General features: G+C 42.3%; 22 protein-coding genes and 1 pseudogene. 13 read left to right on the top strand and 10 right to left on the bottom strand.

All coding sequences use genetic code 11. The features are described from left to right. Positions 1 to 17 precede the first annotated feature (17 nt). Positions 18 to 1,328, top strand: a complete 1,311-nt coding sequence (locus LCL91_RS21180; protein ID WP_224885357.1) for a GntP family permease — start codon at positions 18 to 20, stop codon at positions 1,326 to 1,328. A 176-nt stretch (positions 1,329 to 1,504) separates the two neighbouring features. Here the strand turns inward: LCL91_RS21180 and LCL91_RS21175 are convergent, their stop codons facing one another. Continuing rightward, positions 1,505 to 2,857 carry a sulfatase-like hydrolase/transferase gene (locus LCL91_RS21175; protein WP_224885355.1) on the bottom strand — a complete coding sequence of 451 codons (1,353 nt, stop codon included), beginning with the start codon at positions 2,855 to 2,857 and terminating at the stop codon, positions 1,505 to 1,507. Positions 2,858 to 3,070: 213 nt separating this feature from the next. Between LCL91_RS21175 and LCL91_RS21170 the strand changes: the two genes are divergently transcribed. The 3 genes from LCL91_RS21170 to LCL91_RS21160 all read left to right on the top strand — a co-directional run bounded on the left by LCL91_RS21170 (position 3,071) and on the right by LCL91_RS21160 (position 6,791). Further along, positions 3,071 to 4,549, top strand: a complete 1,479-nt coding sequence (locus tag LCL91_RS21170) for a flavin monoamine oxidase family protein (RefSeq protein WP_224885353.1) — start codon at positions 3,071 to 3,073, stop codon at positions 4,547 to 4,549. 208 nt (positions 4,550 to 4,757) lie between these two features. Further along, positions 4,758 to 6,200, top strand: a complete 1,443-nt coding sequence (locus tag LCL91_RS21165) for an alanine/glycine:cation symporter family protein (protein WP_224885351.1) — start codon at positions 4,758 to 4,760, stop codon at positions 6,198 to 6,200. A gap of 240 nt (positions 6,201 to 6,440) precedes the next feature. Continuing rightward, a complete protein-coding gene (locus LCL91_RS21160) occupies positions 6,441 to 6,791 on the top strand; it encodes a glyoxalase superfamily protein (RefSeq protein ID WP_224599754.1) in 351 nt (116 codons plus the stop codon). Between the two features lie 42 nt (positions 6,792 to 6,833). Here LCL91_RS21160 and LCL91_RS21155 read toward each other — a convergent pair whose 3' ends face one another. Beyond that, positions 6,834 to 7,313 (bottom strand): site-2 protease family protein, encoded by a 480-nt coding sequence (locus LCL91_RS21155; protein WP_224885349.1) that lies wholly within the window; start codon positions 7,311 to 7,313, stop codon positions 6,834 to 6,836. 314 nt (positions 7,314 to 7,627) lie between these two features. Next, positions 7,628 to 8,365, bottom strand: coding sequence for an SDR family oxidoreductase (locus LCL91_RS21150; RefSeq protein WP_224885347.1), 738 nt, complete (start codon positions 8,363 to 8,365; stop codon positions 7,628 to 7,630). A gap of 110 nt (positions 8,366 to 8,475) precedes the next feature. Here LCL91_RS21150 and LCL91_RS21145 point away from each other — a divergent pair, with 110 nt between their 5' ends. After that, positions 8,476 to 8,868 carry a MerR family transcriptional regulator gene (locus LCL91_RS21145; RefSeq protein ID WP_224885345.1) on the top strand — a complete coding sequence of 131 codons (393 nt, stop codon included), beginning with the start codon at positions 8,476 to 8,478 and terminating at the stop codon, positions 8,866 to 8,868. A 35-nt stretch (positions 8,869 to 8,903) separates the two neighbouring features. Here the strand turns inward: LCL91_RS21145 and LCL91_RS21140 are convergent, their stop codons facing one another. Continuing rightward, on the bottom strand, positions 8,904 to 9,641 hold the full coding sequence (locus tag LCL91_RS21140; protein WP_224885343.1) for an SDR family NAD(P)-dependent oxidoreductase: 738 nt from the start codon (positions 9,639 to 9,641) through the stop codon (positions 8,904 to 8,906). A gap of 150 nt (positions 9,642 to 9,791) precedes the next feature. Between LCL91_RS21140 and LCL91_RS21135 the strand changes: the two are divergent. The 6 genes and pseudogenes from LCL91_RS21135 to LCL91_RS21110 form a co-directional block, all read left to right on the top strand. Further along, positions 9,792 to 9,998: pseudogene (locus tag LCL91_RS21135) on the top strand (NIPSNAP family protein); the annotation flags it as partial. A gap of 117 nt (positions 9,999 to 10,115) precedes the next feature. After that, the gene (locus LCL91_RS21130) at positions 10,116 to 10,511 is read left to right on the top strand and encodes an NUDIX hydrolase (RefSeq protein WP_224885369.1); all 396 of its coding nucleotides are present in this window, start codon (positions 10,116 to 10,118) and stop codon (positions 10,509 to 10,511) included. 160 nt (positions 10,512 to 10,671) lie between these two features. Next, on the top strand, positions 10,672 to 10,884 hold the full coding sequence (locus LCL91_RS21125; RefSeq protein ID WP_224885341.1) for a hypothetical protein: 213 nt from the start codon (positions 10,672 to 10,674) through the stop codon (positions 10,882 to 10,884). Beyond that, positions 10,878 to 11,306, top strand: coding sequence for a hypothetical protein (locus LCL91_RS21120; RefSeq protein WP_224885339.1), 429 nt, complete (start codon positions 10,878 to 10,880; stop codon positions 11,304 to 11,306). Before LCL91_RS21125 ends, LCL91_RS21120 begins: the two co-directional genes overlap by 7 nt. A 294-nt stretch (positions 11,307 to 11,600) precedes the next feature. After that, a complete protein-coding gene (locus LCL91_RS21115; protein WP_224885337.1) occupies positions 11,601 to 13,130 on the top strand; it encodes a BCCT family transporter in 1,530 nt (509 codons plus the stop codon). Positions 13,131 to 13,283: 153 nt separating this feature from the next. Continuing rightward, on the top strand, positions 13,284 to 14,060 hold the full coding sequence (locus tag LCL91_RS21110; RefSeq protein WP_098442638.1) for a 3-hydroxybutyrate dehydrogenase: 777 nt from the start codon (positions 13,284 to 13,286) through the stop codon (positions 14,058 to 14,060). 62 nt (positions 14,061 to 14,122) lie between these two features. On the opposite strand, the gene LCL91_RS21105 is transcribed toward LCL91_RS21110, so the two are convergent. The 3 genes from LCL91_RS21105 to LCL91_RS21095 form a co-directional block, all read right to left on the bottom strand. Next, positions 14,123 to 15,412, bottom strand: a complete 1,290-nt coding sequence (locus LCL91_RS21105) for a GntP family permease (protein WP_179886138.1) — start codon at positions 15,410 to 15,412, stop codon at positions 14,123 to 14,125. A gap of 340 nt (positions 15,413 to 15,752) precedes the next feature. Then, positions 15,753 to 16,073 carry a DUF4306 domain-containing protein gene (locus LCL91_RS21100; protein WP_224885335.1) on the bottom strand — a complete coding sequence of 107 codons (321 nt, stop codon included), beginning with the start codon at positions 16,071 to 16,073 and terminating at the stop codon, positions 15,753 to 15,755. A 169-nt stretch (positions 16,074 to 16,242) separates the two neighbouring features. Continuing rightward, entirely contained in the window at positions 16,243 to 17,283 is a 1,041-nt protein-coding gene (locus LCL91_RS21095) for a zinc-binding dehydrogenase (RefSeq protein ID WP_224885333.1), read from the bottom strand. 355 nt (positions 17,284 to 17,638) lie between these two features. Between LCL91_RS21095 and LCL91_RS21090 the strand changes: the two genes are divergently transcribed. Further along, the gene (locus LCL91_RS21090) at positions 17,639 to 18,157 is read left to right on the top strand and encodes a hypothetical protein (RefSeq protein WP_224885331.1); all 519 of its coding nucleotides are present in this window, start codon (positions 17,639 to 17,641) and stop codon (positions 18,155 to 18,157) included. A gap of 49 nt (positions 18,158 to 18,206) precedes the next feature. On the opposite strand, the gene LCL91_RS21085 is transcribed toward LCL91_RS21090, so the two are convergent. From LCL91_RS21085 to LCL91_RS21075, 3 genes are all read right to left on the bottom strand, one after another. Continuing rightward, a complete protein-coding gene (locus LCL91_RS21085; RefSeq protein WP_224885329.1) occupies positions 18,207 to 19,592 on the bottom strand; it encodes a Glu/Leu/Phe/Val family dehydrogenase in 1,386 nt (461 codons plus the stop codon). 158 nt (positions 19,593 to 19,750) lie between these two features. Beyond that, the gene (locus LCL91_RS21080) at positions 19,751 to 20,734 is read right to left on the bottom strand and encodes a Gfo/Idh/MocA family protein (protein ID WP_224885327.1); all 984 of its coding nucleotides are present in this window, start codon (positions 20,732 to 20,734) and stop codon (positions 19,751 to 19,753) included. A 189-nt stretch (positions 20,735 to 20,923) separates the two neighbouring features. Next, on the bottom strand, positions 20,924 to 21,820 hold the full coding sequence (locus LCL91_RS21075) for an acetamidase/formamidase family protein (protein ID WP_224885325.1): 897 nt from the start codon (positions 21,818 to 21,820) through the stop codon (positions 20,924 to 20,926). A 419-nt stretch (positions 21,821 to 22,239) separates the two neighbouring features. Between LCL91_RS21075 and LCL91_RS21070 the strand changes: the two genes are divergently transcribed. Then, positions 22,240 to 23,655 (top strand): alkaline phosphatase, encoded by a 1,416-nt coding sequence (locus LCL91_RS21070; protein ID WP_224885323.1) that lies wholly within the window; start codon positions 22,240 to 22,242, stop codon positions 23,653 to 23,655. Positions 23,656 to 23,714 lie beyond the last annotated feature (59 nt).

The following is a 23,714-nucleotide window of genomic DNA, read 5'->3' as shown; positions in this document are numbered from 1 at the left end:
TGATATAGGGTGAATATATGGTTAGTATGATTGGTTTACTTGGAGGTATCATCCTGCTTATTGTCTTAACTATGAAGGGGATGAATTTACTTTTAGCAGCTCCCTTTTCGGCTTTTATTGTTGCAATTTTTAGTCAGTTACCGATTTTTCCTCAGTTAGCTGAAGAAGGTGAAGCCAGTTTTCTAACAAATTATATGGCTGGTTTTTCTGGATTTATCATGTCATGGTATTTAATGTTCCTTTTCGGGGCTATTTTTGGGAAACTAATGGAAGATAGCGGAGCAGCTGATAGTGTATCCAAATGGATCATTGATAAAATTGGAATGAAACAAGCCGCACTAGCTGTTGTACTTGCTTGTGCCGTTCTCACTTATGGCGGAGTTAGCTTATTTGTTGTAGCATTCTCCGTTTATCCAATGGCTCTTAGTTTATTTAAAGAGGCGAATCTTCCACGAAGGTTTATACCTGCAGCCCTCGCTTTCGGTTCAACGACATTCACAATGACATCAGCTGGTTCTCCTGAAATTCAGAATTGGATTCCGATTGAATTTCTTGGTACATCTCCATATGCAGGTTGGGAAGTAAGTTTACTAGTCGCCATTTTCATGATGGTTTTCGGATATTGGTGGTTAAAGAAAATGCTTACTCGAGCCGTGAAAAATGGGGAGAAATTCGAAGCTCGAGACAATGATCCTGCTCTGAAAAGAACGTCATTACCCAATCCTATTTTAAGTATGATCCCTCTTATTATTGTTTTGGTAATCTCATACATTTTCCATGACATGCTTGCACAGTCCGCTCTCATTTTAGCTCTACTTGGAGGATGCATCGCCACTTATATTTTAAGTAGAACTTATTTCCAAAATGTTTGGAAAGCGGTTTCAGAGGGTACGGTAGGAGCCCTTATAGCGATCGCGAATACTTCGGCTGTTGTTGGTTTTGGAGGTGTGGCTAAAGCTACTCCGGCTTTCGAAAGCGCTGTCCAATTTATGACAGATATTCCCGGTAGCCCTCTAATTGGAGGCGCGCTTGCAGTCTCTGTCATCGCTGGTTTAACTGGTTCAGCTTCAGGCGGTCAATCAATTGCATTGCCACTCCTTGCTCCTCACTACTTGGACATAGGGGTTGTACCAGAGGAATTACACAGAGTAGTCGCTATTTCATCTGGTTCTATCGATTCTCTTCCTCATGGAGGATACGTTGTAACAACAATTCGAGCCATCGCTGGAGAAGAACATAAAGATGCTTATCCGGCCTTTGGGGCACTAACCGTCATTGTCCCGATCTTAGGAGTTATTCTAGCAGTCACTTTATTCTCAATCTTTTAGTCTAGCCGATGCTCGAGCAGTTCGAGCAGTCGAGCAGTGCCTGTGAGCGGTGCCTGTCACCACCCGCTATTTGTCACAAAAAGTCGAAAGCGGAAGCGCTCCTGCGCTTCCGCTTTCGATATTTTCTATTCCTATTCTCATCCATGCTCTTACTCTCATCTCACCTAGAAAAAAACTCAAATAGCGACGTTCCCTGTATCATTTCTCTTAGAAATTAATCGTTTCTGACGATGTTGCTCTTCTAAGATGAGCGATAATACCTTCCCAATTGCTTTCGTTTCACTCGTCTCAAATTCCGCTGTAATCAGGTTCTTTTTTTCTAATGGATCACGCGTAAGGTTAAATAATTCAAATTCATCTGGAGCGGGCGAAGTCTTCGTTAAGGTGACCCATTTCGATAAAGGTTTCTCTGCCTCAGTTGAAACATCCTTCTCTTGCGTCACGATTACATCTGACACACCTGGAACTCTCCAAAATTGAGGATCATCAAAGTAGCGCGCGTATTTCCACACTTCCTGCTCATTCTCTTCGCCTGTACGCAAGGTAGCCATTACAGCTTCAATGTGATTCGGCTGTACCACCGTTTCAACGAATTCTCCAGCGTCTTTAAGGTCTAAACTTTCTTCTTCATCTGTCATAAAATAAAGCGGTTCGTTTGCCCGATAAAATCGCTTTCTCCCAAGAAGGAGCGGCGTCAGATCTCTTCCAACAAGCGGACGAACTTCCGCATCATCCATACTCAGCAGCGTTTGAACCTCTTCCTCGTCAATTCCTGCGAGGCCTAACATCGTTGGTAAAAGATCGACATGACTTGTGAGCATCCCTGTACGCTTTTGCCCATGAAAAAGCGCAGGACTGTGAATCATCATCGGTACGTGTATATATTTCTCATAAACGTTGTTTCGGTTCCTTGCATCCAGCTCTTCGCTCTGCCCTATCATCGAGGTATACAGAACGATTGTATCCTGGTAAACAGCCGTCTTCTTCAACGTCTGAAATACGTTCATCATCTCACCGTAACGTTGTTCTGAACGAAACGAGCTAAAAATCACCCATTGGTGTGATCCTTCCATTTCTTCTTGATCAAGCTTTTCAAGCAGCCCCACAACGTCCTTCGCACATACCATATCCTCCTTATTTAGTGACGCCATACGTTGATTGGCTTCATCACTAACTTGGTCGGCGGCGAGTTCTTTCCAAAAGGTTTGATAGCCTGCTTTTCGAAAGTAATCTTCCATTATAGGAACGGTAGCGTTGAACTGCTTTTGATGAAAACCCCTCGTTTGCCTTACACCATGCAGGGAAGGATACTGACCTGTATAAAGCGTCATTTTACTAGGGGAGCAGGCGGAGCTGCCAACATAATGATTTTGAAATTCAAATCCGTTCAGCAGAAATTCTTGCATGAAAAGATTTTTCTTTTCATCTGATTGATCGACTGAGGAATCACAAGGCTGATCGATCAAGAGAAGAAAATTCGGCTTTTTACACCGCGTCAACAGTGAGGGTAGAGGCTTATTCCGGCTCATTTCCTTCCTCCTTTAAGACAAATCCGTCCCGCATCTGTTTTGTTTTTTGTAGTTTATGTTTGCGCCCAGAAAACGGTTCTTCTTTCAAACCAGTCTCTCCTGTATTGAACAAAAAATTCCACATTTCATATCCTTTTTTTGTGAGTCATAGAATAATAAGGTGAAACTTGATCACCGCTTTCAAGTGCCGTTTACGAGACAAGGAGGCTGTCTATGGCCACACCATTTTCTTCCTTACATTATCCAGAAGATTTACTTTCTCTTATTCGAAATGGGTTACCAGGAAAAAGTCCTCCTAAACACGTCATTATTATTGGAGCTGGGCTGTCAGGACTGGTAGCGGGGTCACTGCTGAAACGAAGTGGCCATCACGTCACACTCTTAGAAGGCAATGATCGCATTGGCGGTCGCGTGTATACACTAAGAAAGCCGTTTTCTTTAAATCAGTACATGGACGCGGGTGCAATGAGAATTCCCGATAACCATGCTCTTGTTCATGAATATATTCGTCATTTCAACCTGCCCCTCCACCCATTCTTGAACGCCTCACCACGAGACCTTCTATTTGTAAATAATGTGCTAACAACGAAAGAAGAATATGAAAAGAATCCAGACATTCTTGGCTTTCCAGTGAGTGAAAGTGAAAAAGGAAAAACGGCGACAGAACTTTTTCTTGAAGCAACACAGCCATTTATCGATCTTTATAAAGCCAGTACGAAAGAAGAAAAAGAAGAACTCGTAGCCAAATACGGCGAATATTCAATGGGAGAATTTCTGCAATACAATCCGCTTGGGAGACCATTATCCCTCAATGCCATTCGCATGATTGGCGTTATGCTTGGCATTGAAGGGTTTCCAGAGTTCGCGTTTACAGACATTTTAACGGATATTATTTATCCGATTTTCAGCAAAGAAGTCAAGTTCTATCAAATTGATGGGGGCAACGATCGGCTGCCTCATTCATTCATTGAAGAACTGAAGCATCACATTTTCCTAAATCAGAAAGTGATTAAAATTAAGCAGTCAAATCGTGGCGTCAGTGTCACAACGCTCAATCCTAAAACACAGGAAAGATTCCGGGTGAAAGGAGATGTGGCGATTGTCGCTATCCCCTTCTCGGTTCTTCAATTTATTGATATTGCGCCGTATCATTCGGTCTCATTTAAAAAATGGCAGGCGATTCGTGAATTAATCAATGTTCCAGCCGTCAAAATTGGAATTGAATTTAGTTACCGTTTTTGGGAGAAAAACAATGTTGGAAATGCGCTGACGGATTTACCGATTCGATTCAGTTATGTACCAGGAGAAGGAATTGGATCAAATGGATCAGCCGCTCTATTAGCCAGCTACAGCTGGGGAGAAGACGCTGTGCTTTGGGGAAGCTTACCTCCAGAAGAACTTACGCGGATCCTATTAAAAGATCTTGCCAAAATCTATGGAAACGAAGTGTATACTTCCTTCATAAAAGCGGTTCCCTTTAATTGGAGTAACAATCCGTATTCTGCAGGTTGCTTCACTCTTTTCACACCGGGACAAGAAAACAACCTTGGTGACGTCATCAAACAGCCGGAAGGGAAACTCCATTTTGCAGGAGAGCATACTTCTTCCTTTCACGGGTGGATGGAAGGTGCCATTGAGTCAGGGCTGAGGACTGCTTATGAGATCAATCAGCTTAATGCCTCACATAAATAGTGGAATTTTCACAAGGACCGCTTCTAGGAATAGAGCGGTTCTTTTTCTATGCATAGAAAAGCGCTACTGGTAAGGATTACTACAAATTGTATAAATGTTGTAATTTGTCGAAATAGATTGTTAATTTGTCGAATCTATGTATAATAATAACTAGTAGTAAATTTTCAGAAAAGTAAATCAAATGAAAACTAGAGGAGCGGTTCAGCCTATGGAAGGATTTCTAACAAGTATCATTGATGGTTCAAACAACATTCTTTGGAGTTACGTCCTTATTGCCGGGTTACTTGGACTTGGCATTTATTTCACGATTGCTTCGCGTTTTGTTCAATTTCGATTTTTCGGTGAGATGTTTCGCGTATTAGGAGAAAAACCTGATTATAAGGATGGAGCGAAAAACATTTCCCCTTTTAAATCTTTCTGTGTCGGTGCCGCTACGCGGATTGGTACAGGGAACTTAGCAGGCGTTGCCGTGGCGATCACGCTAGGTGGTCCAGGAGCGGTTTTCTGGATGTGGATGGTTGCCTTGCTTGGTGGAGCGACAGCTTTCATTGAAAGTACACTTGCTCAGGTTTACAAGGTGAAAGGTGACAACGCCTTTCGAGGCGGTCCCGCTTATTATATTGAAAAAGGTTTGAAAGCAAGATGGTTAGGGATTATTTTTGCCGTTTTGATTGCCATTACATTTGGTCTTATCTTCAATTCGGTGCAAAGTAATACCATTGCACTCGCGTTTGAGAATGCATTTGGGATCGAACCCTTCGTCATCGGCCTTATCATAACGGCTTTGACAGGAATTGTGATCTTTGGTGGCGTGCATCGCATTGCGAACCTATCAAGTGTCATCGTACCTGTTATGGCGATTCTCTATATTGTCATTGCTCTGTTTGTTCTCCTGATGAATTTGGCAGAGCTACCATCAATCGTAGCCCTTATCGTACGTAGTGCCTTCGGATTTGAACAAGCGGTTGGTGGGGCGATTGGGGCAGCCATTATGAACGGAGTAAAACGAGGACTATTTTCGAATGAAGCCGGTATGGGTAGTGCGCCAAACGCAGCTGCTACTTCTACTACCTCACACCCCGCGAAACAAGGACTGATTCAATCTCTTGGGGTATTTGTCGATACCATTCTCGTTTGTTCATCCACTGCCTTCATTATCTTACTAGCTCCTGTGTTCCGAACAGGTGAAGTGACAGGAATTGAATTACTTCAAAACTCACTAAACGCTCATATTGGTGGATGGTCGGGTATTTTTATCTCCATAGCGATTTTCTTGTTCGCTTTCAGCTCGATTATTGGCTCTTACTACTATGGTGAAACAAATATTGAGTTTATTAAAAAAAGCAAAGGAATACTTTTTCTGTTCCGTCTCGCCACGATGGCATTTGTGCTGATCGGCTCGATTTCAAGCTTAAGTCTCGTATGGAAAATGGCCGACCTCTTTATGGCACTGATGACGGTGATTAACTTGATTGCGATTGGTTTGTTAGGAAAAGTAGCCTTTAAAGTGTTAAAAGACTATGAAAATCAGCGGAAACAAGGAAAAAACCCTGTCTTTAATCCTACTAAGCTAGGCATTCAACATGCCGATGCCTGGGTAGAGGATGAAAAGGTGAAAGAAGAGGAAGTAAAAGAGGAAGCGATCGGATAATCCTGCAGTTTTAAGATTTAAGAGTCCGGAAAGAAACCGGACTCTTTCTTTCTGTTCAAAAGCTTTTTCGATCGTCGTGCACATTTCCAAACTTCTTTACCCTTTTTTTTACAGATACCCTTTTTATAGTGACAGATTCGTTATATGATGAATGTACGCCAGTCGCCATTGTCTGATTGCTTCACATTGACAAATCAAATCGCTGAATAACTATGAAGGAAAGGCAGGTTCTTTCTACTCATGATTACACCGATTTTTCGCATCTTTGACACGGAAAAAGCCACTGACTTTTATCGGGATTTCTTAGGATTTACGATTGATTGGCGACATCAGTATGAAGAAAATATGCCTGAATACATTCAAGTCTCTTTTCATAACGCCCTGATTCATTTAACGGAACACCATGGCGATGCCTCACCTGGAAGTTCTATACGGGTAAAGCTAGATAATGTTGAAGATTATCATCACACCCTTTCTCAAAAGGAGTACGCCTACGCCAATCCCGGCATGAGGCATACCTCCTGGAAAACCATCGAAATGACCGTTACAGATCCGTTCCTCAATCGGATCACGTTCTATGAAGAAAAGTAAGAAAAGCGGGCGGTGCCTGGCACCGCCCGCTTTGTGTCGAAGTTAGTCGATTGGGTCTTCTGCTTTCCCATAGCGTATGACGTCATAGATTGCCATGCCGTCACTTGGCTTCCCGTCTTCGTTTTTATAAGGCATTAAAGAAAAGAAAATGAAGTAGAAAGAGAAATAAACAAATTGCCTAAATACTAGAGCTTCTGGCAGCACCTCTGTCAAAATCAGATAGTTAATGATCAGAATAAGAATTAAATTAAACATACTGCCCGCTAGATAAATCGACACATGCGCCCACGTTTTATCGTAAGTTAACCTATCGTACTGACACCATCCTTCCATGAAATATTTCTTTCGCACCTCCAATGGACCAATATCGATCATTTTCTTCCCAGTACCTATGCAGAATTTGATCCTTCCCCCAAATAATCTCGCTACGAGCACATGTCCAGCCTCATGCACCAATGTTACGATCGGAAGAATAATAAAGAAATTCACAAAAAACATAGGAATATCACTTAAAGTAAACACCGAAAACCTCCAGTCATTTTTTCTTCCTTGATTCAACACAGGTGTAAAGACACAAAAAAAAGCCGAAAAGGAATCTTTCTCCTTTTCGGCTTATGTCTGACGCTACTTGTTCAGATCATTGCTACCTTTTATATGGTCATTCGATTTTGTGTTGAACAAACTGAGCTCATTATCCGCTCGTATACCTCTCGTTTTCAAGTTGACGAGATCGTGAAAGTCGTGCAGTAAAAGACCGAACATTTTATTTCAGGCTCAGTTTCTCATTGTACTCCTGAACACCTAAAAAAATCAAGAAGGAGAAGCCTTCTTCTTTCTTACCACTCTTGATTTGTTGGACGTACTAGAATTTCATTAATGGCTACTTCAGCCGGTTCTTCAATCGCAAAAACAATTGTACGAGCAATGCTGTCGGCTTTTATTGCCCCGCTATAAACCGCATCAATTGAAGATTTCACATCATCATCCGTAATCGTTTCAGTAAGTTCTGTACTAACTGCTCCAGGTGAAATAATCGTAGCACGAATATTATTACCAACAGACTCTTCCATTCTTAGTCCTTCAGTGATCGCTCTTACTGCAAACTTTGTCGCACTGTAGACTGAGCTTCCTGGTGAAATTTCATGACCAGCTACAGATGAAATGTTAATCACGTGACCTTCCTTTTTCTCTCTCATATAAGGAAGAACGGCCCCGATACCGTAAAGAACACCTTTAATATTAACATCAATCATTTTATCCCATTCATCATATTTCTTCTTGTGTAGAAGGGAAAGTGGCATTAAACCTGCGTTATTCACAATCACATCGATTTTTCCAAACGTATCATACGCATATTGAGCTAGCGACTCCATCTCTTCAGATGATGTTACGTCTGTTACCTGGTAAATCGCTTCTCCCCCGTTGTCTTCTATTTTCTGCTTAAGCTCTTTTAAGCGCTCTTCACGTCGAGCTGCCAAAACGAGCTTTGCTCCTTTGTCAGATAGTAACTTAGCTGTTTCTTCTCCAATACCGCTTGAAGCTCCAGTAATGATGACGACTTTTTCTTTTGCCATTTATAAAACCTCCAAAGTTGGATTATCAATCGTTTTAATTGATAATCCACACTCTATAGGTTAAAGTGCGGTTTAACACAATGAAAGCGACTTAAAGTGAGGGATCAAAGATGAAATACTATTCAATGAAGGAAATAACTGTCCTAACAAATCAATCTGCATCCGCCATTCGATACTATGAGAAGGAAGAAATTCTCCCCTCGATCGAACGCGATGCAAACGGCGTTCGAAGATATACCGAGAATAACTTAGAGTGGCTTCATTTCATTCTAGCTCTTCGTTCTACAAATATGCCGATTGCAGAAATAAAAAGATACGTTCATCTTTATAAACAAGGTGATTCGACTATCCGAGAAAGAAGAATGCTTCTTTCCCTTCATAAACAAAAAGTAGAACAAGAAGTAAAGCGGCAGCAGAACTATTTAGAACGGATTTCAAAAAAAATTACTCTCTATGATGATGTTTCAACAGATTTGCAAAAAGTCACGTGTTCAACATATTAATTCACCAGGTGCAGCAGGTACCGTTTCACTCCATTTTATACATCAGCTGATCCGAGCGTCATACCTCCATCAATGACAATTTCTGTTCCCGTACAATAGGAGCTTTCATCAGAAACAAGAAAAGCCACGGCCCTGGCAATTTCAACAGGTTGTCCGATACGACCTAGCGGAATCGTCTCATAGAAATCTGGCACACCCTCTCCCTGTGTCGCCATCTCCGTCTCAACTCCTCCCGGATGAATCATGTTTACCCGAATCCCTTTCGGACCTAATTCGATTGCCGCTGCCTTAGACATCGCAACGACAGCTGCTTTTGTAGCCGCATAGGCAGCAGACTGACCGATCGGGGCAAATGCTGAGATCGATACGTTATTCACGATCACCCCTTTTTGCTGTTTCTCCATTAACGGAACAACCGCTTGCATTCCCATAAACACACCAAGCTGGTTTACGTTCATTAACTCTTGATATTCTTCTACCGACAAATCTGTAAATGGTTTTCTTTTTAGTATCCCTGCATTGTTTACAAGCGCATCCAACTGACCAAATTCTGTTCGGATCTCCGTTAACGCACATTTCCACTCGTCTTCCTTCGTTACATCCAATTTCACAGGATAAGCCCCGATCAAATTTGCTGCTGTCTCAGCATCTTGATAACGACGTGCTCCTATGATCACTTTCGCTCCTAATGAAGCAAGATGCTCACTAATGGCTTTTCCTTGTCCTCGATTTCCTCCGGTGATTAAGATCACTCGATCGTGTAGATCTGGCATGTTATTCTCTCCTTCGTCTTTAAATATGTTCAGCTTACATGAGCGATTTAGAAACCACCAATGAAGAAGTTTCAAACATTAATTGTCAAAATATTAATAATTTGACACAATAGCACTAGTAAATCTTTTTGAAATGGAGAGCGAGCAGAAGTGATTTATCGAAGAAAAACCTATACGATCCAACCCGAAAAATTAGATGAATTTAACGAGTTTTTCCATACTTATCTTTATCCAAATCAACTCAAACATGGTGCCAAATTGGTTGGGCGTTGGGTTAACGAAACCCATAATGAAATTACCGCGACCTGGCAATATGAAAGTATGAATCACTATGAAGAGATCGAAAAGCAAATTCGAAAAAGCGCGTTACATCACAAGGCGAAACAGCGTGATCTAGGGAACCTTTATCTTGAAAGCAACCAGGATTTTCTCACGTCAACAGCTGAACCTTACGCATATCATCCTCCAAAACACATCGTTTCAGCAGCTACCATTATTTTAAATGAAGCAGATGAAGTCCTTTTAATCAAAGGGCCGCGTAGAGGTTGGGAATTCCCTGGAGGTCAAGTGGAAGAAGGCGAATCATTACACGACGCCGCAATTCGAGAAGCGAAGGAAGAGTCTGGCGCTGATGTTGAAATCGTTAAATTCTGTGGCGTGTTTCAAAACGTGAAGTCTTCTATTTCGAATACCCTTTTTCTTGCTAACTATGTTGGGGGTGAACTCACAACCTCATCAGAGAGCCTTGAAGTTGGATTCTTTCCTATCGACCAAGCACTTGAAATGGTTACTTGGAAAAATTTCCGACAGCGCATGGAATACTGCTTAAACGAAGAACACCATCCTTTTTATGTGGCGTTTAATCAGTAAAATTGTATTGAATGCTGAAATTCAATCTTTCCCTTTACACTGATCCGATAATGATTCTTTCCGAAAAAACGTCCATCGCGGACGTTTTTTTATGTAAAAATCTGGTTTGCGAGATGGCCTAAACAGGTATGAATGAACAAATAGGAAAAGGATGATTGTTATGTTACGCACTTGGAAAGAGCTTTTCATCGGGCTCCTAACTGGAATCGCCGTATTGTTTGGCTTATCCATTGTGAAAGATGAATCTTTGGCATCTTCTAAAAACCTTGCCATTATTATTGGATTCCTTACGTTCTATACCTCCTTATTTCTATTGAGATATTGGCGCAATGAAAAACAACCTTTTTATTACAGGAGGAATTGTTCATGTTAAAGAAAAAAGCACGCTCGCCCGGCAAGGAATTTCTTCTGTCATTTGTTTTCATGTTTATTTTTTTCGGCGTAGCCTTCCTCTCCTTTTACTATTTAGGGTTTAACATCGGGTTTCCGATTTCCTTAATTCTCCTCATCCTTCTAGCATACATTTCAAGGCGCACCATCAAACAGTCGGATGAAAACTTTCTTACACCTACCGATCGCAAATTTAATATGAAGAAACATCCCTGGTTTGTTGGCATCCCTGCATTTGTTATTTTCTTCATTACTCATTATGTTGGTAACGATTCAAGTTTACTATCCGCAATGATCCTCGCGATCATTAATTTTTTCTTTAGTTTTGTATTACTTCTCGGGGGTTATTATTTTAGAATGAAGCGGCTTGGTTATCATTTGGTAGATGGTTACTGGTCGAAATAACGATCATACGGCTAACGATTTACAGAAAACTCGATTTTGAATTCAAAACCGGAAAGAATCCCCATTCTTTCCGGTTTCATTTTATTTTCTCGGGGTATTTAAAAATTGTAAAACACAATTTCGACTAGTTTCGATTTTATTTTACAAAAAAGGGGGTTAATGGAATCGATTACCTGGTAATTTCACCTAAAATTATTACGTATTGAAGCAGATTAAAACTTCTCTCTTTACACCATACTAACGGTAGTGGTAGAGTAAGTAATTGTGTTTAAAAAGCGATTAAAGGAGTCTTGTATGGACAATAAAGAAACTGGGCGTATTGATTGGCCCGTCTTTGGTATAAGCGGTGGGGTATTGATCCTCTTCGTGATTCTTGCACTTTTTGATATATCTTTGGTTGAAAACTTGGTTAGCTCAAGCTTTGCCTGGTCTGCGAGGTTTTTCGGTGGGTTCTGGCAAATTTTAATGCTAGCAACATTTTTTGTAGGAATTGGATTGGCCTTCTCTAAATACGGAAAAATAAAATTAGGTGGTATAGATAAACCTGAGCTTAGCCTCTATAAGTGGTTATCCATTATTATGGCGACACTACTTGCCGGTGGCGGTGTGTTTTGGGCAGCGGCAGAACCGATGTACCACTTCTTAACTGTTCCCCCTTCTCAAGATGGAAAAGGCATTGAAGCTGGGACTCAAGGCGCCATTGATACTGCACTTGCCCAAAGCTTCATGCATTGGGGTTTCCTTGCCTGGGCGATTCTAGGTACAATCAGTGCCGTCGTGATGATGTACGGACATTATCATAAAGGCATGCCAATGAAGCCTCGTACGCTTCTTTATCCGATTTTCGGTGAAAAGCTGCGTCACAGCTGGTTTGGTACTCTGATTGATGCGTTTTCCGTTATTGCGGTTGCCGCAGGTACAATTGGACCAATTGGTTTCTTAGGCTTACAAGCAAGTTACGGGTTGCAGGAAATTTTCGGCATTCCGAATCAGTTCAGCACACAGTTCTCGATTATTTTAGCTGTCGTAATTGTTTCTACGATTTCAGCAGTTACAGGACTTTACAAAGGAATACAATATTTAAGTAGCTTTAACGTTCGACTTGCGATTGGACTAATGGCGTTTATTGTCATCTTTGGTCCTGGTGGCTTTATCTTCAACCACTTTATCTCTGGATTTGGTGTTTATGTGGATCAATTTGTTACGATGAGCACATTCCGTGGTGATACCGGTTGGCTTTCATTCTGGACAGTCTTTTTCTGGGGCTGGTTTATCGGATACGGTCCAATGATGGCGATTCTTGTTAGTCGTATTTCGCGAGGACGTACGATTCGAGATATTATTATTGCAGTTTCGATTTTTGCACCAGTTATCTCAACGTTCTGGTTTACCGTACTTGGAGGGTCTGGAATTTTCTTTGAACTTTCAAATCCTGGTTCGATTTCAGAAGCATTGAATGCCGCTGGTAATCCAGCAGCTATGTTCGCCATTACTGAGCAATTCCCGCTTGCAAGCATTGTTTCACCACTGTTCTTAATTCTAACGATTCTTTTCGTTGTAACAACAAGTGACTCCATGTCTTATACCATTGCAATGGCGGTTACGGGCGAAGGCGATCCTCAAAGATGGCTTCGCGTCTTCTGGGCAATTCTTATGGGAACTGTCGCAGTCATTCTCCTTATTACAGGAGACAGCGGCATTACGCAGTTGCAGAACTTCATTGTTGTAACAGCTGTTCCAGTCTCGCTTATCCTACTGCCAATGGTTTGGCTCGCTCCTAAAGTAGCGAGGGAAATGGCAAGAGATCAGAAAATTATCAAATAAAGCGTTAGGCCCTCTCCCCTTCGGGGAGAGGGCCTTTTTAATGGTTTAACGGTGCCTGTCACCACCCGATATGCGTCGAATGAAATCGAAATATCTTGAGCAGAATTGGGTATCCTAAGAGCTGAGTTACTTATACTTAAGGAGGACTTAACTATGCTTGAAGGAAAATGTGCGTTAATTACAGGATCTGGTCAAGGAATTGGGCTAGAGATCGCTACTGAGTTTGCAAAAGCCGGAGCGAAGGTCATGCTTAATGATATTAATGAAGACACCCTTAAGGAGTCGGTTGAAAGCCTAACATCTCAAGGCTTCACTGTTGAAGGGGTGGTTGCGAACGTTGCGAAAGAAGAAGATGTGAAGAATGCTATTGAAGAAACCGTCAAGAAATTTGGACGTATTGATATTCTTGTTAACAATGCAGGGATTCAGCATGTCGCGCCAATCGAAGAATTTCCAAGTGAAAAGTACGGGTTAATTCTTGACATTATGCTGAAGGGTCCATTCTATGGCATCAAATATGCTTTTCCAATAATGAAAGAACAAGGATATGGTCGCATCCTAAACATGGCTTCCATCAATGGATTGATTGGGTTTGCTGGAAAAGCCGGTTACAACAGCGCAAAGCACGGCGTCATTGGCCTTACGAAAGTAGCAGCCCTTGAAGGCGCAGACTACGGCATTACCGTAAATGCAATATGCCCGGGATACGTTGATACACCGCTCGTACAAAATCAATTAGAAGACCTTGCGAAAACACGTAATATCGAAAAAGAGAAAGCGTTAGAACAAGTTATTTATCCACTCGTTCCTCAGAAGCGTCTAATCCAGGTACAAGAAGTCGCTGACTACTCCATTTTCTTAGTTAGTGAGAAAGCGAAAAGCATAACAGGACAAGCTGCTGTGATTGACGGTGGTTATACCGCTCAATAAGCACAAAAAATCCCCTTCACACCTTTCTGGTAAATGTGAGGGGGATTTTCTTATGATCGGATTTAGTTAATACCCATCATCGCAAGGAAAATAATCGCGATCGTAGCGATCATTGGGATGATTAAACCAACCACAAACACATCTTTATAGGAGTCTTTGTGCGTTAGTCCGGTAACCGTAAATAGCGTTAAAAGAGCACCGTTATGAGGCAGGATGGATGCCCCAGAAGCAACGGCTGTGATACGGTGGAACGCTTCCAAACTAAGGTTGTTACTAATTGCAATGTCATAGTATTCGCTACCGAGCGCTTCAAGCGCAATTCCCATACCACCAGAAGCTGAGCCTGTAATCATCGCTAAAAGCTGAACTGCAAAGGCTTCTGAAAAATACGGACTAAGTGGAATCGCGAAGATCAGATCTTTCACTGCTTCAAAACCAGGGGAAGCTGTGACGACTGAACCGAAACCAACGGCAGCACTTGTGTTGATTGTTGCCATTACAGAGCCAGATGCCCCGCCATTGATCGCTTTGATGAACTGCTTGTAATTTTTAATATTAAAGAGCATGATGAGAAGAATTCCGATGCCAAGGGCAATCAAAATGCTTAAATTTTCAAATGCATTTAGCGTCACAACAACAGCAATCAATGGAATTACAGAAAGAATCCAGTTTGGAAGCTCATCTTCATTAATACTTTTCACTTCGTTTGATCCTTTAGGCTCTGTAAATTCCTCACCATTTTTCGTTAGCTGTTTCTCACGGAATTTCAGATAGAAATAACCGCCAACGGCCATAATTAGACCAGCAACAATTCCTAGAATCGGCGCTGCCATCGTCGATGTTTTAAACGTATTAATCGGAATGATGTTTTGAATTTGTGGTGTACCTGGCAGTGCTGTCATCGTAAATGTAAAAGCACCTAGCACAAACGTCGATGGAAGAAGCTTACGTGATACGTTTGCCTGACGGAACATTGCCACGGCGAGTGGATAAACGGCGAATACCACAACAAAGAGACTCACGCCTCCGTATGTAAGAATCGCTGCTGAGATCAACATCCCAAGAATCGCACGTTTCTCTCCGATTAAGTTGGAAATTTTATAAGCAACCGACTGTGCTGCCCCTGTGTCCTCCATTAACTTCCCAAAAATCGCTCCAAATAAGAAAATTGGGAAATACGCTTTCGCAAAATCAACGAATCCTTCCATATACGTTCCTGTATAGGACTCAAGAATATTCATTCCGCTCAATAATGCAACAATTCCAGATACCAAAGGCGCGATCCAAATAATCGACCATCCCAGGTAAGCGAGGAGCATTAAGAGAGCGAGACCAACAATAATACTAATCATAGCTGATTTGCCTCCTCAAATATCTTCTGTCTGTTTTACTATGTCCAATCCTGGCAAATCTAAATCGACAAAAGCCGACTCTTGGGTGCCTGTCACCACCCACATTTACTCGAATTCACTCGAATGATGTTACCCGTTTGAATAAGCAATAAAACCAATTTCTTTTAAGGATGGGTTAATTCGCATTTAAGAAAATGCGCGAGTGCCTGTCACCGCCCGCTTTTGCTCGAAAAACGTCAATTATAGTCGAATAAATCTGAACTTATTAAACACGATTAATAACCATAACTCATTACATCTTCCAAAACAAAAAGAGCGGGGCTCCCCCGCTCTTCATTCCTTATGAACTTGTTAACTTCTTTTCACCAACGTACGTTAGCTGCTTTTTCACATAATATATGCCAATTCCAATTATCATTAACAAAGAAAGAAGACAAACACTTGCCATTAGAGGCACTACCTTAAGTGCATACAAAAACATATCAATTTCATAAATGTCTTTAGAAGCTACAACCGTCCTCGGTGTGAAAATAAGATGGCTTTTCCAATTCGACAGTGCCGGCAATTGACTTGCCGTCCAGGAAGTGGCCCAGTAGGAATACCCAAAGACACTAATTAGACAAAGCATCGAGTAAAGTTTGAAGAAATCCCTTTTCTTCACACCATCACCTCTATGATTTTATACATGACATATTCGTTAGCCGCATCGCTCATTCCTGTATTTCCCTAAAAGTGGTGAGCCCGTTTTTTTATAGGCGCACTCACCTACGAAACCTGACATAGGAAAACCCCTATCTCCAGTTAGGACATAGGGGATTCGATCAGTCAACTTACTCTTCAGGAAGTAACACTATCTTTCCTAGTTTACCCGCTTTTTTAAAATAACGTTGAGCCTCTCTCGCTTGTTCTAATGGAAACGTTCGATCAATTACTGGTGTGATCTTCCCATCAGCTATCGCTTTCAGCATCCGTTTAAACTCTTCTCTTGTTCCAAGAACAGAGCCATAGAGTGTTATGTGCTTCAAATACAATGTTCTAAAATCAAGTTCTGTTTTCTGTCCACCAGCCGAACCAGACGTGCAAAACTTGCCGCCTTTCTTTAAAACATGAAGCGAAGTTGAAAACAAGGCATCTCCAACAACATCTAACACTGAGTCAACCGGTCCACCATTCACTTCAAGGATTTCTTCAGCAAGTCTATCTGATTTGTAGGAAAGTACGTGCGTTGCCCCAAGCTTCTTCAACTGATCTTCCAAAGCGAGGTCGCCTACAATCGCGATTACATTAGCACCGAATACACGAGACGCAATTTGGACGTTCAGAGAACCTACTCCACCGTTTGCTCCTGTAACCATAACGGTCTCGCCCTGCTTAGGCTGAATTTGTTCAACCATATGCCACGCTGTCATCCCACTAACAGAGAACACGGCACTCTCTGTATAGTCAGCAAGAGGCATGTCAAAACAGAGTTCTGCTGGCCATACAACATAGTCTGCATACCCTCCGTCATACTCCGATCCAATGAAAGACATATCTTCTGAGATATGTTCAGCCCCTGGCTCTCCACTCGAAGTAAAAGGAAAGAGCACGACGTCCTTCCCGATCATCTCCTCATTCACTTGTTGACCGGCTTTCATAATCGTACCGGTAATATCCGATCCTGGTGTTCTAGGAAACTGAACACCTTCAGGACGCCATCCTGATTTCGTTCCTGTTCCATATGCCCCTTCGCGCATCCAAATTTCCGTATTATTAATCGCACATGCCTTTACCTTAACGAGTACCTCATTCTCTTTCGGAACAGGAATCTCCTGGTCTACAACTTCTAACTGATCCACATCACCATAACCCATTACTTGAACTGCTTTCATGTTGGTGCCTGTCACCTCCCGTAATTTGTCACAATTTGTCACCTTGTTGGATAGTATACCAGTTTCCTCCTCAAGATAGTAGTAGAGGGACTGAACGATAGGATCTAGATAGATGAGGCATTCATTTAAGAAATGAACACATCGTACCGCAACTGGGACGTTTGCCCCTCAAAGAAAATCACCATGACTACCCTGGGATCATGATGAAAATCTTTAGGTTAGAAAAAAACATCCGAATTGTCCTAAGACGATCTTCCTTCATTCCATCTCCTCATAAAAAAACACAACTTTTGACTTCGTTTGAATAAAACGCTTACTGGGAACCAATAATTGTAATTGAAAGGAGTGGATATTGTTGGAAAAGAAATTCCCTATTCTTCTTGCTTCCTGCCTCATTTCAGGTTCTCTTCTAGCAGGTTGCGGGTCAAACGGTGCTGAGGATAACACAGGTAATCAAGCCAACAACTCAAGCATGGAAGAAAACGGCGCTTCCGAAAATGAAGGAACAAATGAAGGCACGAACGAAGGAATGAACGACTCGGGAGATAGCGGTTCAGAAGAAATGACCAATCTTGAAGCTGGCGTTGACACGGCATTATCGAACCTTGAGGAACTTAAAACAACGCTCGAAAATAGTAGCGATGATGTCGAAACGATTAATGAACAGACGATGACGCTCGAGGAAAACTGGGACGAAATGGAATCTCAAGTAGAAGAAGAATTCCCGGATGCATACAAGAACATTGAAGAAAGCCTTTATCCTCTCATTGATGAAGGTAAAAAAGATGAGCCTGATACGGGCAAAATGACCGAGCTAATTGATGAAACGATGATGAAAATGACGGAGTTCAAAGAAACGTTACCAACTTCTTAATCCCGATAAGAAAAACCCTCCCCTATTCAATAGGAGAGGGTTTTTCGCTTTAGTAGAGCTTACCATGACGATAGAGAATATTTGATAGCTTCATCACCGTATGGATGTAGCAATTCTGTCTGAGCGCAAATGGATCATTGAAAAACTGTGGATAAATTTCATCCATCGTTTCCTTCATTTTTTTAAAAAGAAGAGAGAAGACTTCTTCTTCACTATAGAATTGCGTTTCCCTTCCTTGAAGCCATTCGAAATAAGAAACGATGACACCACCTGCGTTTGCGAGTATATCTGGAATAACGAGCACACCATCTTCACTCAGCTTTCGATCTGCACCAAGTGTAATGGGGCCGTTTGCACCTTCTACAATCATACGTGCTTTTACTTGATCAACATTGTCCTCATGAATTTGATCTTCAAGGGCTGCCAAAATCAGCACGTCCGTATCAAGGTAAAGGACATCTTCTCGTTCTTGAATCTCCGCTTTGATTTCATGCTCAGACAGCGCTTCCTCTGTCGTAGGCAAATCACCTTCATGATTGGACGTAAACTCAATTAGTGCTTTTATATCAAGGCCATCACCATTATAGAGCGTGACGTTTCGATCGCTTACCGCTACGACTTTCGTATCGAGGTAGTTACAGCTATACGATTCAAGTGCTGCAACGGATCCAACATTACCAAATCCCTGAATTCCAATCGTTAACGGACGATCGGAATGCTCAAGTGCTGTTTTGGCAAAGCGATTATCATTTCTCTTAAACCACTCTTCATTCTCTTTCACAAAATTATGAAGCATGTAGCGAAGCGTGTAGTAGACGCCCTTTCCTGTTGCTTCTCTTCGACCAAGAGAACCACCGTTCACCTGACTTTTCCCTGTGAAACTTCCCCGATACGGGCGTCCCGGATGGATCGTTTTATATTCACCCATCATCCAGTCCATCTCTCGTTCACCTGTGCCAACATCAGGTGCTGGGATGTCTTTATCTGGGCCTAAAATATCGCAGAAATTTTGAACGTATGTTTTTGAAATCGTATGTAGTTCTTTTTCCGAAAATTCACGTGGATTAATGACCACGCCACCTTTTCCTCCACCAAATGGTACATCATGAAGCGCATTCTTTAATGTCATTAACGTTGCCAGATTGATGACTTCATCTTCCTCGACCGTTTCGTGAAAGCGAATCCCGCCTTTATAAGGCCCTACCGCATTATTATGCTGAACGCGGAAAGCAGGGATTCGTAAAATTTTCCCGTTCTCGAGAGGAACGCGGAGAAATGATTTTTGAATTTGGTTCGGGGTTGAGAGAATCGATTCAAGGGATTTGAACGCATTTTCTCGATCTTCATCTTTGAAATTTGGTAAAAACGATTGATCCTCCAGTAGTGCTTGTAACGACTCCTGTACAACTTCTCCATATTTACTAGCCAATTTCATCCCTCCATGTTTTTCTATTCTATTAATATCGTACCCTTTTGAAACTAGTTCAAACGGGCTGGATGAAAAGGCTTACGTTTTTTATTAGATGAAATAAAAAAAGCCGTCACTAGCACAATATGCACGTGACGACCTGAGATAACTTTAAAACTTTCGCTTTATCGGTGATCGGCCGGAAAAACGACGCCGATTTGCTTCCTTGCTTCCTCCATTACTTCAATCGAACGGAGAGAATTTTCATGTGAGTTGATCGACGACTGATGCTTACCGGCCTGGATCAGTTCCATAAACTCCTTCGCTTCATACATCATCGTATGGGATTGCGACTGTGACAGGTCTTCAACCGATCCATCTCGATAATGAATTTTCACATCCATCGGTGAACCGATCTTGTCGATGAGAATACTCCCGTTCTCCCCTTGAATTTCAGATGGAAGATGAGAATCTGTGATTTTCGAAAACATAATCACTGCTTCTTTGTCTTCGTATCCAAGTAAAATACTGCCTTCTCCATCAACGCCCGACTCAAGCATGACGCCTTCTGCCTTAATCGACTGCGGCATGCCAAGCATGGATACGACAGGATAAACGCCATATACGCCGATATCCATCAGTGATCCATTTGAAAACTTAGGGTTAAATGCATTTAGCACTGTTCCTTCTTTATAAGCATCATAACGCGACGAATACTGGCCGTAATTCGCAACAAAGCGACGAATTTGACCGATCTTATGCAAATTCTCTCGCACCATGTGCATGTTCGGCATCACCGTGGATTTCATCGCTTCCATTAGTAGAACGCCGTTCTTTGAGGCAACATCGACCATTTGTAAAACCTCACTTTTGGTTGACGCCATCGGCTTCTCACAAAGAACGTGCTTCCCAGCGTTCATGAAAATAATCGACTGCTCTGCATGTAGCGAGTTGGGACTCGCAATGTAGACGGCATCAATGAGCGCGCTGTTCGCCATTTCCTCAAGAGTTGTAAACGTCGCCTCTGCCCCATGCTTCTCAGCAAAAGCCTGCGCCTTCTCTTCCGTGCGAGAATAGACCGCCGTAAGCTTAAAATCGCTAAGCTCAGTCGCTCCCTCAAGAAAATTATCCGTAATCTTATTTGTTCCAACAACTCCAAAACGAATCATACTAATCTTCCTCCAATTCATTCAACAAATTCGACAAGTGACAGGCACCGCGAAAAAAACGCGAAAACCGCGTCACCGCATACCGAGCGCTTCCCGACCGTGTCCGCGTCACCAAGTATATCTCATGCGAGTGACAGGCACCACCCGAAACTACCCGAATCACCCGAACTATTGTCAGCATATGTCGAATCAGATAAGGCTTACGCCTAGCTGCTGCTCTAACCATTTCGGTACAACGAATCTCGCCGTTAATAGTGGATCCACGACCTGACACACTTCAACCTGTCCAATCGCACTCATCAGCATGGTTGCTTCACTCACAGACATTCCAGTTTTCTCCACAACACGATCGACCATCAGCTCGGTTGCAAGTGTTACCGCTTCATCAAGCGTGGCAGCTGAAGCAATCTGGGTAACAACTTCAGCGTTTTCAAGCATCGGTTGAACGAGAGACTCCCCCTTGATCACTTCAAGCTTCACTGTTGCTTTACCAGGGACTTCAATACCTGAAACGCTCACTTCACCGTCTCCCATTGCTGCATGAAAATCGCCTAATCCGAACAATGCACCTTCCGCAAACACTGGAAAATAGAGCACTGCTCCTTCCGTAACCATTTTATTATCCATATTTCCGCCGTGCGCACCAGGTGTGCCACACGAAACGCCAGCGCCTTCTGGTGCGACACCAATTACGCCAATCATTGGATTTAGCGGAATGCTAAGGTTATTAAAACAAACAGCCCCATCTCGAATCGGAATTATCTTTGACTCCATTTCTTTTATACGATGTCCCATCACCCCAAGATCTGGTCCAACAACCATAACGCCCTGATCTCCAATTTCAAGCTTTTCAATCGAAACTTTTAACACATCTCCAGGTTGTGCATCCTTCACATAGATTGGGCCAGTTGCAGGATTCACTCGGTTCCAATCAATGCCAGTAATCTCATCTTCCTCCGTTTGAAGCTGATTCATAAAGCAGTCATACGTCACGATTTGAACGCTAGTTCCTGATGGTACGATCTTCACGGGCTTATGCGTTTTGTTAAAATCATAGATCACCGAATCATTCATAACTAAGTCCATTTCAATCTCCCCTTTTAATTTTTTTATTATAATGATAATTTTAACAGTTTCGTAGAATCATTGCCTATTCCTAAGACTGCTGTCTTACTCCTCTCTTTTTTCTTCTATGAAAAAGGTCGTATGAGAATAGACATTAAAATGCTTTTCCTGTGAATAAACACTCCTAGCCCCCTCACTCTTATGACCTAATTCTTCCAAAAGCTCTTGTAAAATGGTTTCGCTATCATTACGATCATAGACAGAAACACGTAATGAGCGCATGATAAGAACCGCGACTTTTTCGAGCGATTCCACGTTTTTCCGACCGTGACGATCGACCTTATTATCTTAAAATAATCCTTACAATCGATTAACATCACCTTCACGTTAAACAAGTAAACTATGATTTGTGAGAAAAATTGAACCGGGGGGAAATGAATATGTTTAGTAAAAATGCCAAAAAGAAGCTTATTCCATTCGCTGTCATTTCATCACTAGCTGTAGCTGGATTTGCTGGGATTGGTACGGACACAGAAGCAAAATCCGAAAAAAGTAAAAACCCAAAAAACGAAATCGAGAACGTTATCTTCTTAATCGGTGACGGCATGGGACCGGGCTATACAACGGCCTACCGTTCTTTTATGGATGACAAAACAACGCCTTATATGGAAAAAACAGCTTTCGATGAATATCTCGTTGGCGCGCAAGAAACCTATTCATGGGATCCAGAAGAGAGTGTAACGGACTCGGCGGCAGCGGGTACGGCGATGGCTGCTGGAATCAAAACTTACAACGGCGCAATCTCCGTTGATATGGACAAACATGAAGTGAAGACCGTTCTTGAAGGAGCAAAAGAAAAGAACAAGGCTACTGGACTTGTTTCTACTTCTCAAATTAATCATGCAACGCCAGCATCATTCGGTGCTCATGATGAATCGCGGAATAACTACAATGACATTGCAGACGACTATTATGATGAGATGATCAATGGAGAGCATAAAGTGGACGTATTGCTTGGCGGAGGAACTTCTTACTTCGAGCGCTCGGATCGCAACCTAACGGAAGAATTTCAAAATGATGGCTATAGCTATGTCACTTCAAAGGACGAACTCGCACAAGACGATAACGAACAAATCCTTGGCCTGTTTGCACCTAAAGGAATGGACAAAGCAATTGATCGCACGGAAGATGCTCCTTCTCTTGAAGAAATGACTGACGCTGCTCTTGAACGCCTAAGTGATGACAAAGACGGCTTCTTCCTTATGGTCGAAGGTAGCCAAATTGACTGGGCTGGTCATGATAACGACGTTGTTGCTGCAATGAGTGAGATGGAAGATTTCGAGAAAGCTTACGAAGCGGCAATTGAATTTGCGAAAAAAGACAAGCATACACTCGTCGTCACAACAGCTGACCACTCTACCGGTGGCTTTGCGATGGGACGCGACGGAGAATACAAGTGGGATCCAGCTCCACTTAAAGCAGCCAAAAAGACACCAGATTACATGGCAGCCCAAATTGCTGAAGGTGCAGATGTGGAAAAAACACTGACTGAAAACGTCGACCTTGAATTAACATCGGAGGAAATCGCGTCTGTCGAAAAAGCGACTGAAACAGGCGACGTGGTGGAAATTGATAATGCAATTGAAAAGATCTTTGACATCCGCTCAGGAACTGGCTGGACAACTGGCGGACACACCGGTGTTGACGTGAATGTGTATGCGTACGGCCCACAATCCGAAAAGTTCGTCGGCCTTCATGATAACAATGAAACAGGTCAATTGGTGATGGACCTTCTTAACGCAAAGCAAGATAAGGACAACGGAAAAAAGGACGATGATCACAAAAAAGACAAGTAAAAAATGTCCCGTTGCTTCAAAGAGCAACGGGAGTTTTCTTTCTGATGGAGGAGGTTCTA

Source organism: Guptibacillus hwajinpoensis (assembly GCF_020171785.1).
Taxonomy (GTDB): Bacteria; Bacillota; Bacilli; order Bacillales; family Guptibacillaceae; genus Guptibacillus; species Guptibacillus sedimenti.
This window is presented reverse-complemented; position numbering and strand designations above follow the sequence as displayed.

What these genes read in the sequence shown, in the direction of transcription:
- LCL91_RS21170 (WP_224885353.1), top strand. Translation starts at nt 3,071, where the DNA reads ATGGCCACACCATTTTCTTCCTTACATTATCCAGAAGATTTACTTTCT.
- LCL91_RS21095 (WP_224885333.1), bottom strand. Translation starts at nt 17,283, where the DNA reads ATGAAAGCAGTTCAAGTAATGGGTTATGGTGATGTGGATCAGTTAGAA.
- LCL91_RS21165 (WP_224885351.1), top strand. Translation starts at nt 4,758, where the DNA reads ATGGAAGGATTTCTAACAAGTATCATTGATGGTTCAAACAACATTCTT.
- LCL91_RS21105 (WP_179886138.1), bottom strand. Translation starts at nt 15,412, where the DNA reads ATGATTAGTATTATTGTTGGTCTCGCTCTCTTAATGCTCCTCGCTTAC.
- LCL91_RS21180 (WP_224885357.1), top strand. Translation starts at nt 18, where the DNA reads ATGGTTAGTATGATTGGTTTACTTGGAGGTATCATCCTGCTTATTGTC.
- LCL91_RS21150 (WP_224885347.1), bottom strand. Translation starts at nt 8,365, where the DNA reads ATGGCAAAAGAAAAAGTCGTCATCATTACTGGAGCTTCAAGCGGTATT.
- LCL91_RS21110 (WP_098442638.1), top strand. Translation starts at nt 13,284, where the DNA reads ATGCTTGAAGGAAAATGTGCGTTAATTACAGGATCTGGTCAAGGAATT.
- LCL91_RS21145 (WP_224885345.1), top strand. Translation starts at nt 8,476, where the DNA reads ATGAAATACTATTCAATGAAGGAAATAACTGTCCTAACAAATCAATCT.
- LCL91_RS21070 (WP_224885323.1), top strand. Translation starts at nt 22,240, where the DNA reads ATGTTTAGTAAAAATGCCAAAAAGAAGCTTATTCCATTCGCTGTCATT.
- LCL91_RS21075 (WP_224885325.1), bottom strand. Translation starts at nt 21,820, where the DNA reads ATGGACTTAGTTATGAATGATTCGGTGATCTATGATTTTAACAAAACG.
- LCL91_RS21120 (WP_224885339.1), top strand. Translation starts at nt 10,878, where the DNA reads ATGTTAAAGAAAAAAGCACGCTCGCCCGGCAAGGAATTTCTTCTGTCA.
- LCL91_RS21085 (WP_224885329.1), bottom strand. Translation starts at nt 19,592, where the DNA reads ATGAAATTGGCTAGTAAATATGGAGAAGTTGTACAGGAGTCGTTACAA.
- LCL91_RS21140 (WP_224885343.1), bottom strand. Translation starts at nt 9,641, where the DNA reads ATGCCAGATCTACACGATCGAGTGATCTTAATCACCGGAGGAAATCGA.
- LCL91_RS21115 (WP_224885337.1), top strand. Translation starts at nt 11,601, where the DNA reads ATGGACAATAAAGAAACTGGGCGTATTGATTGGCCCGTCTTTGGTATA.
- LCL91_RS21080 (WP_224885327.1), bottom strand. Translation starts at nt 20,734, where the DNA reads ATGATTCGTTTTGGAGTTGTTGGAACAAATAAGATTACGGATAATTTT.
- LCL91_RS21175 (WP_224885355.1), bottom strand. Translation starts at nt 2,857, where the DNA reads ATGAGCCGGAATAAGCCTCTACCCTCACTGTTGACGCGGTGTAAAAAG.
- LCL91_RS21125 (WP_224885341.1), top strand. Translation starts at nt 10,672, where the DNA reads ATGTTACGCACTTGGAAAGAGCTTTTCATCGGGCTCCTAACTGGAATC.
- LCL91_RS21160 (WP_224599754.1), top strand. Translation starts at nt 6,441, where the DNA reads ATGATTACACCGATTTTTCGCATCTTTGACACGGAAAAAGCCACTGAC.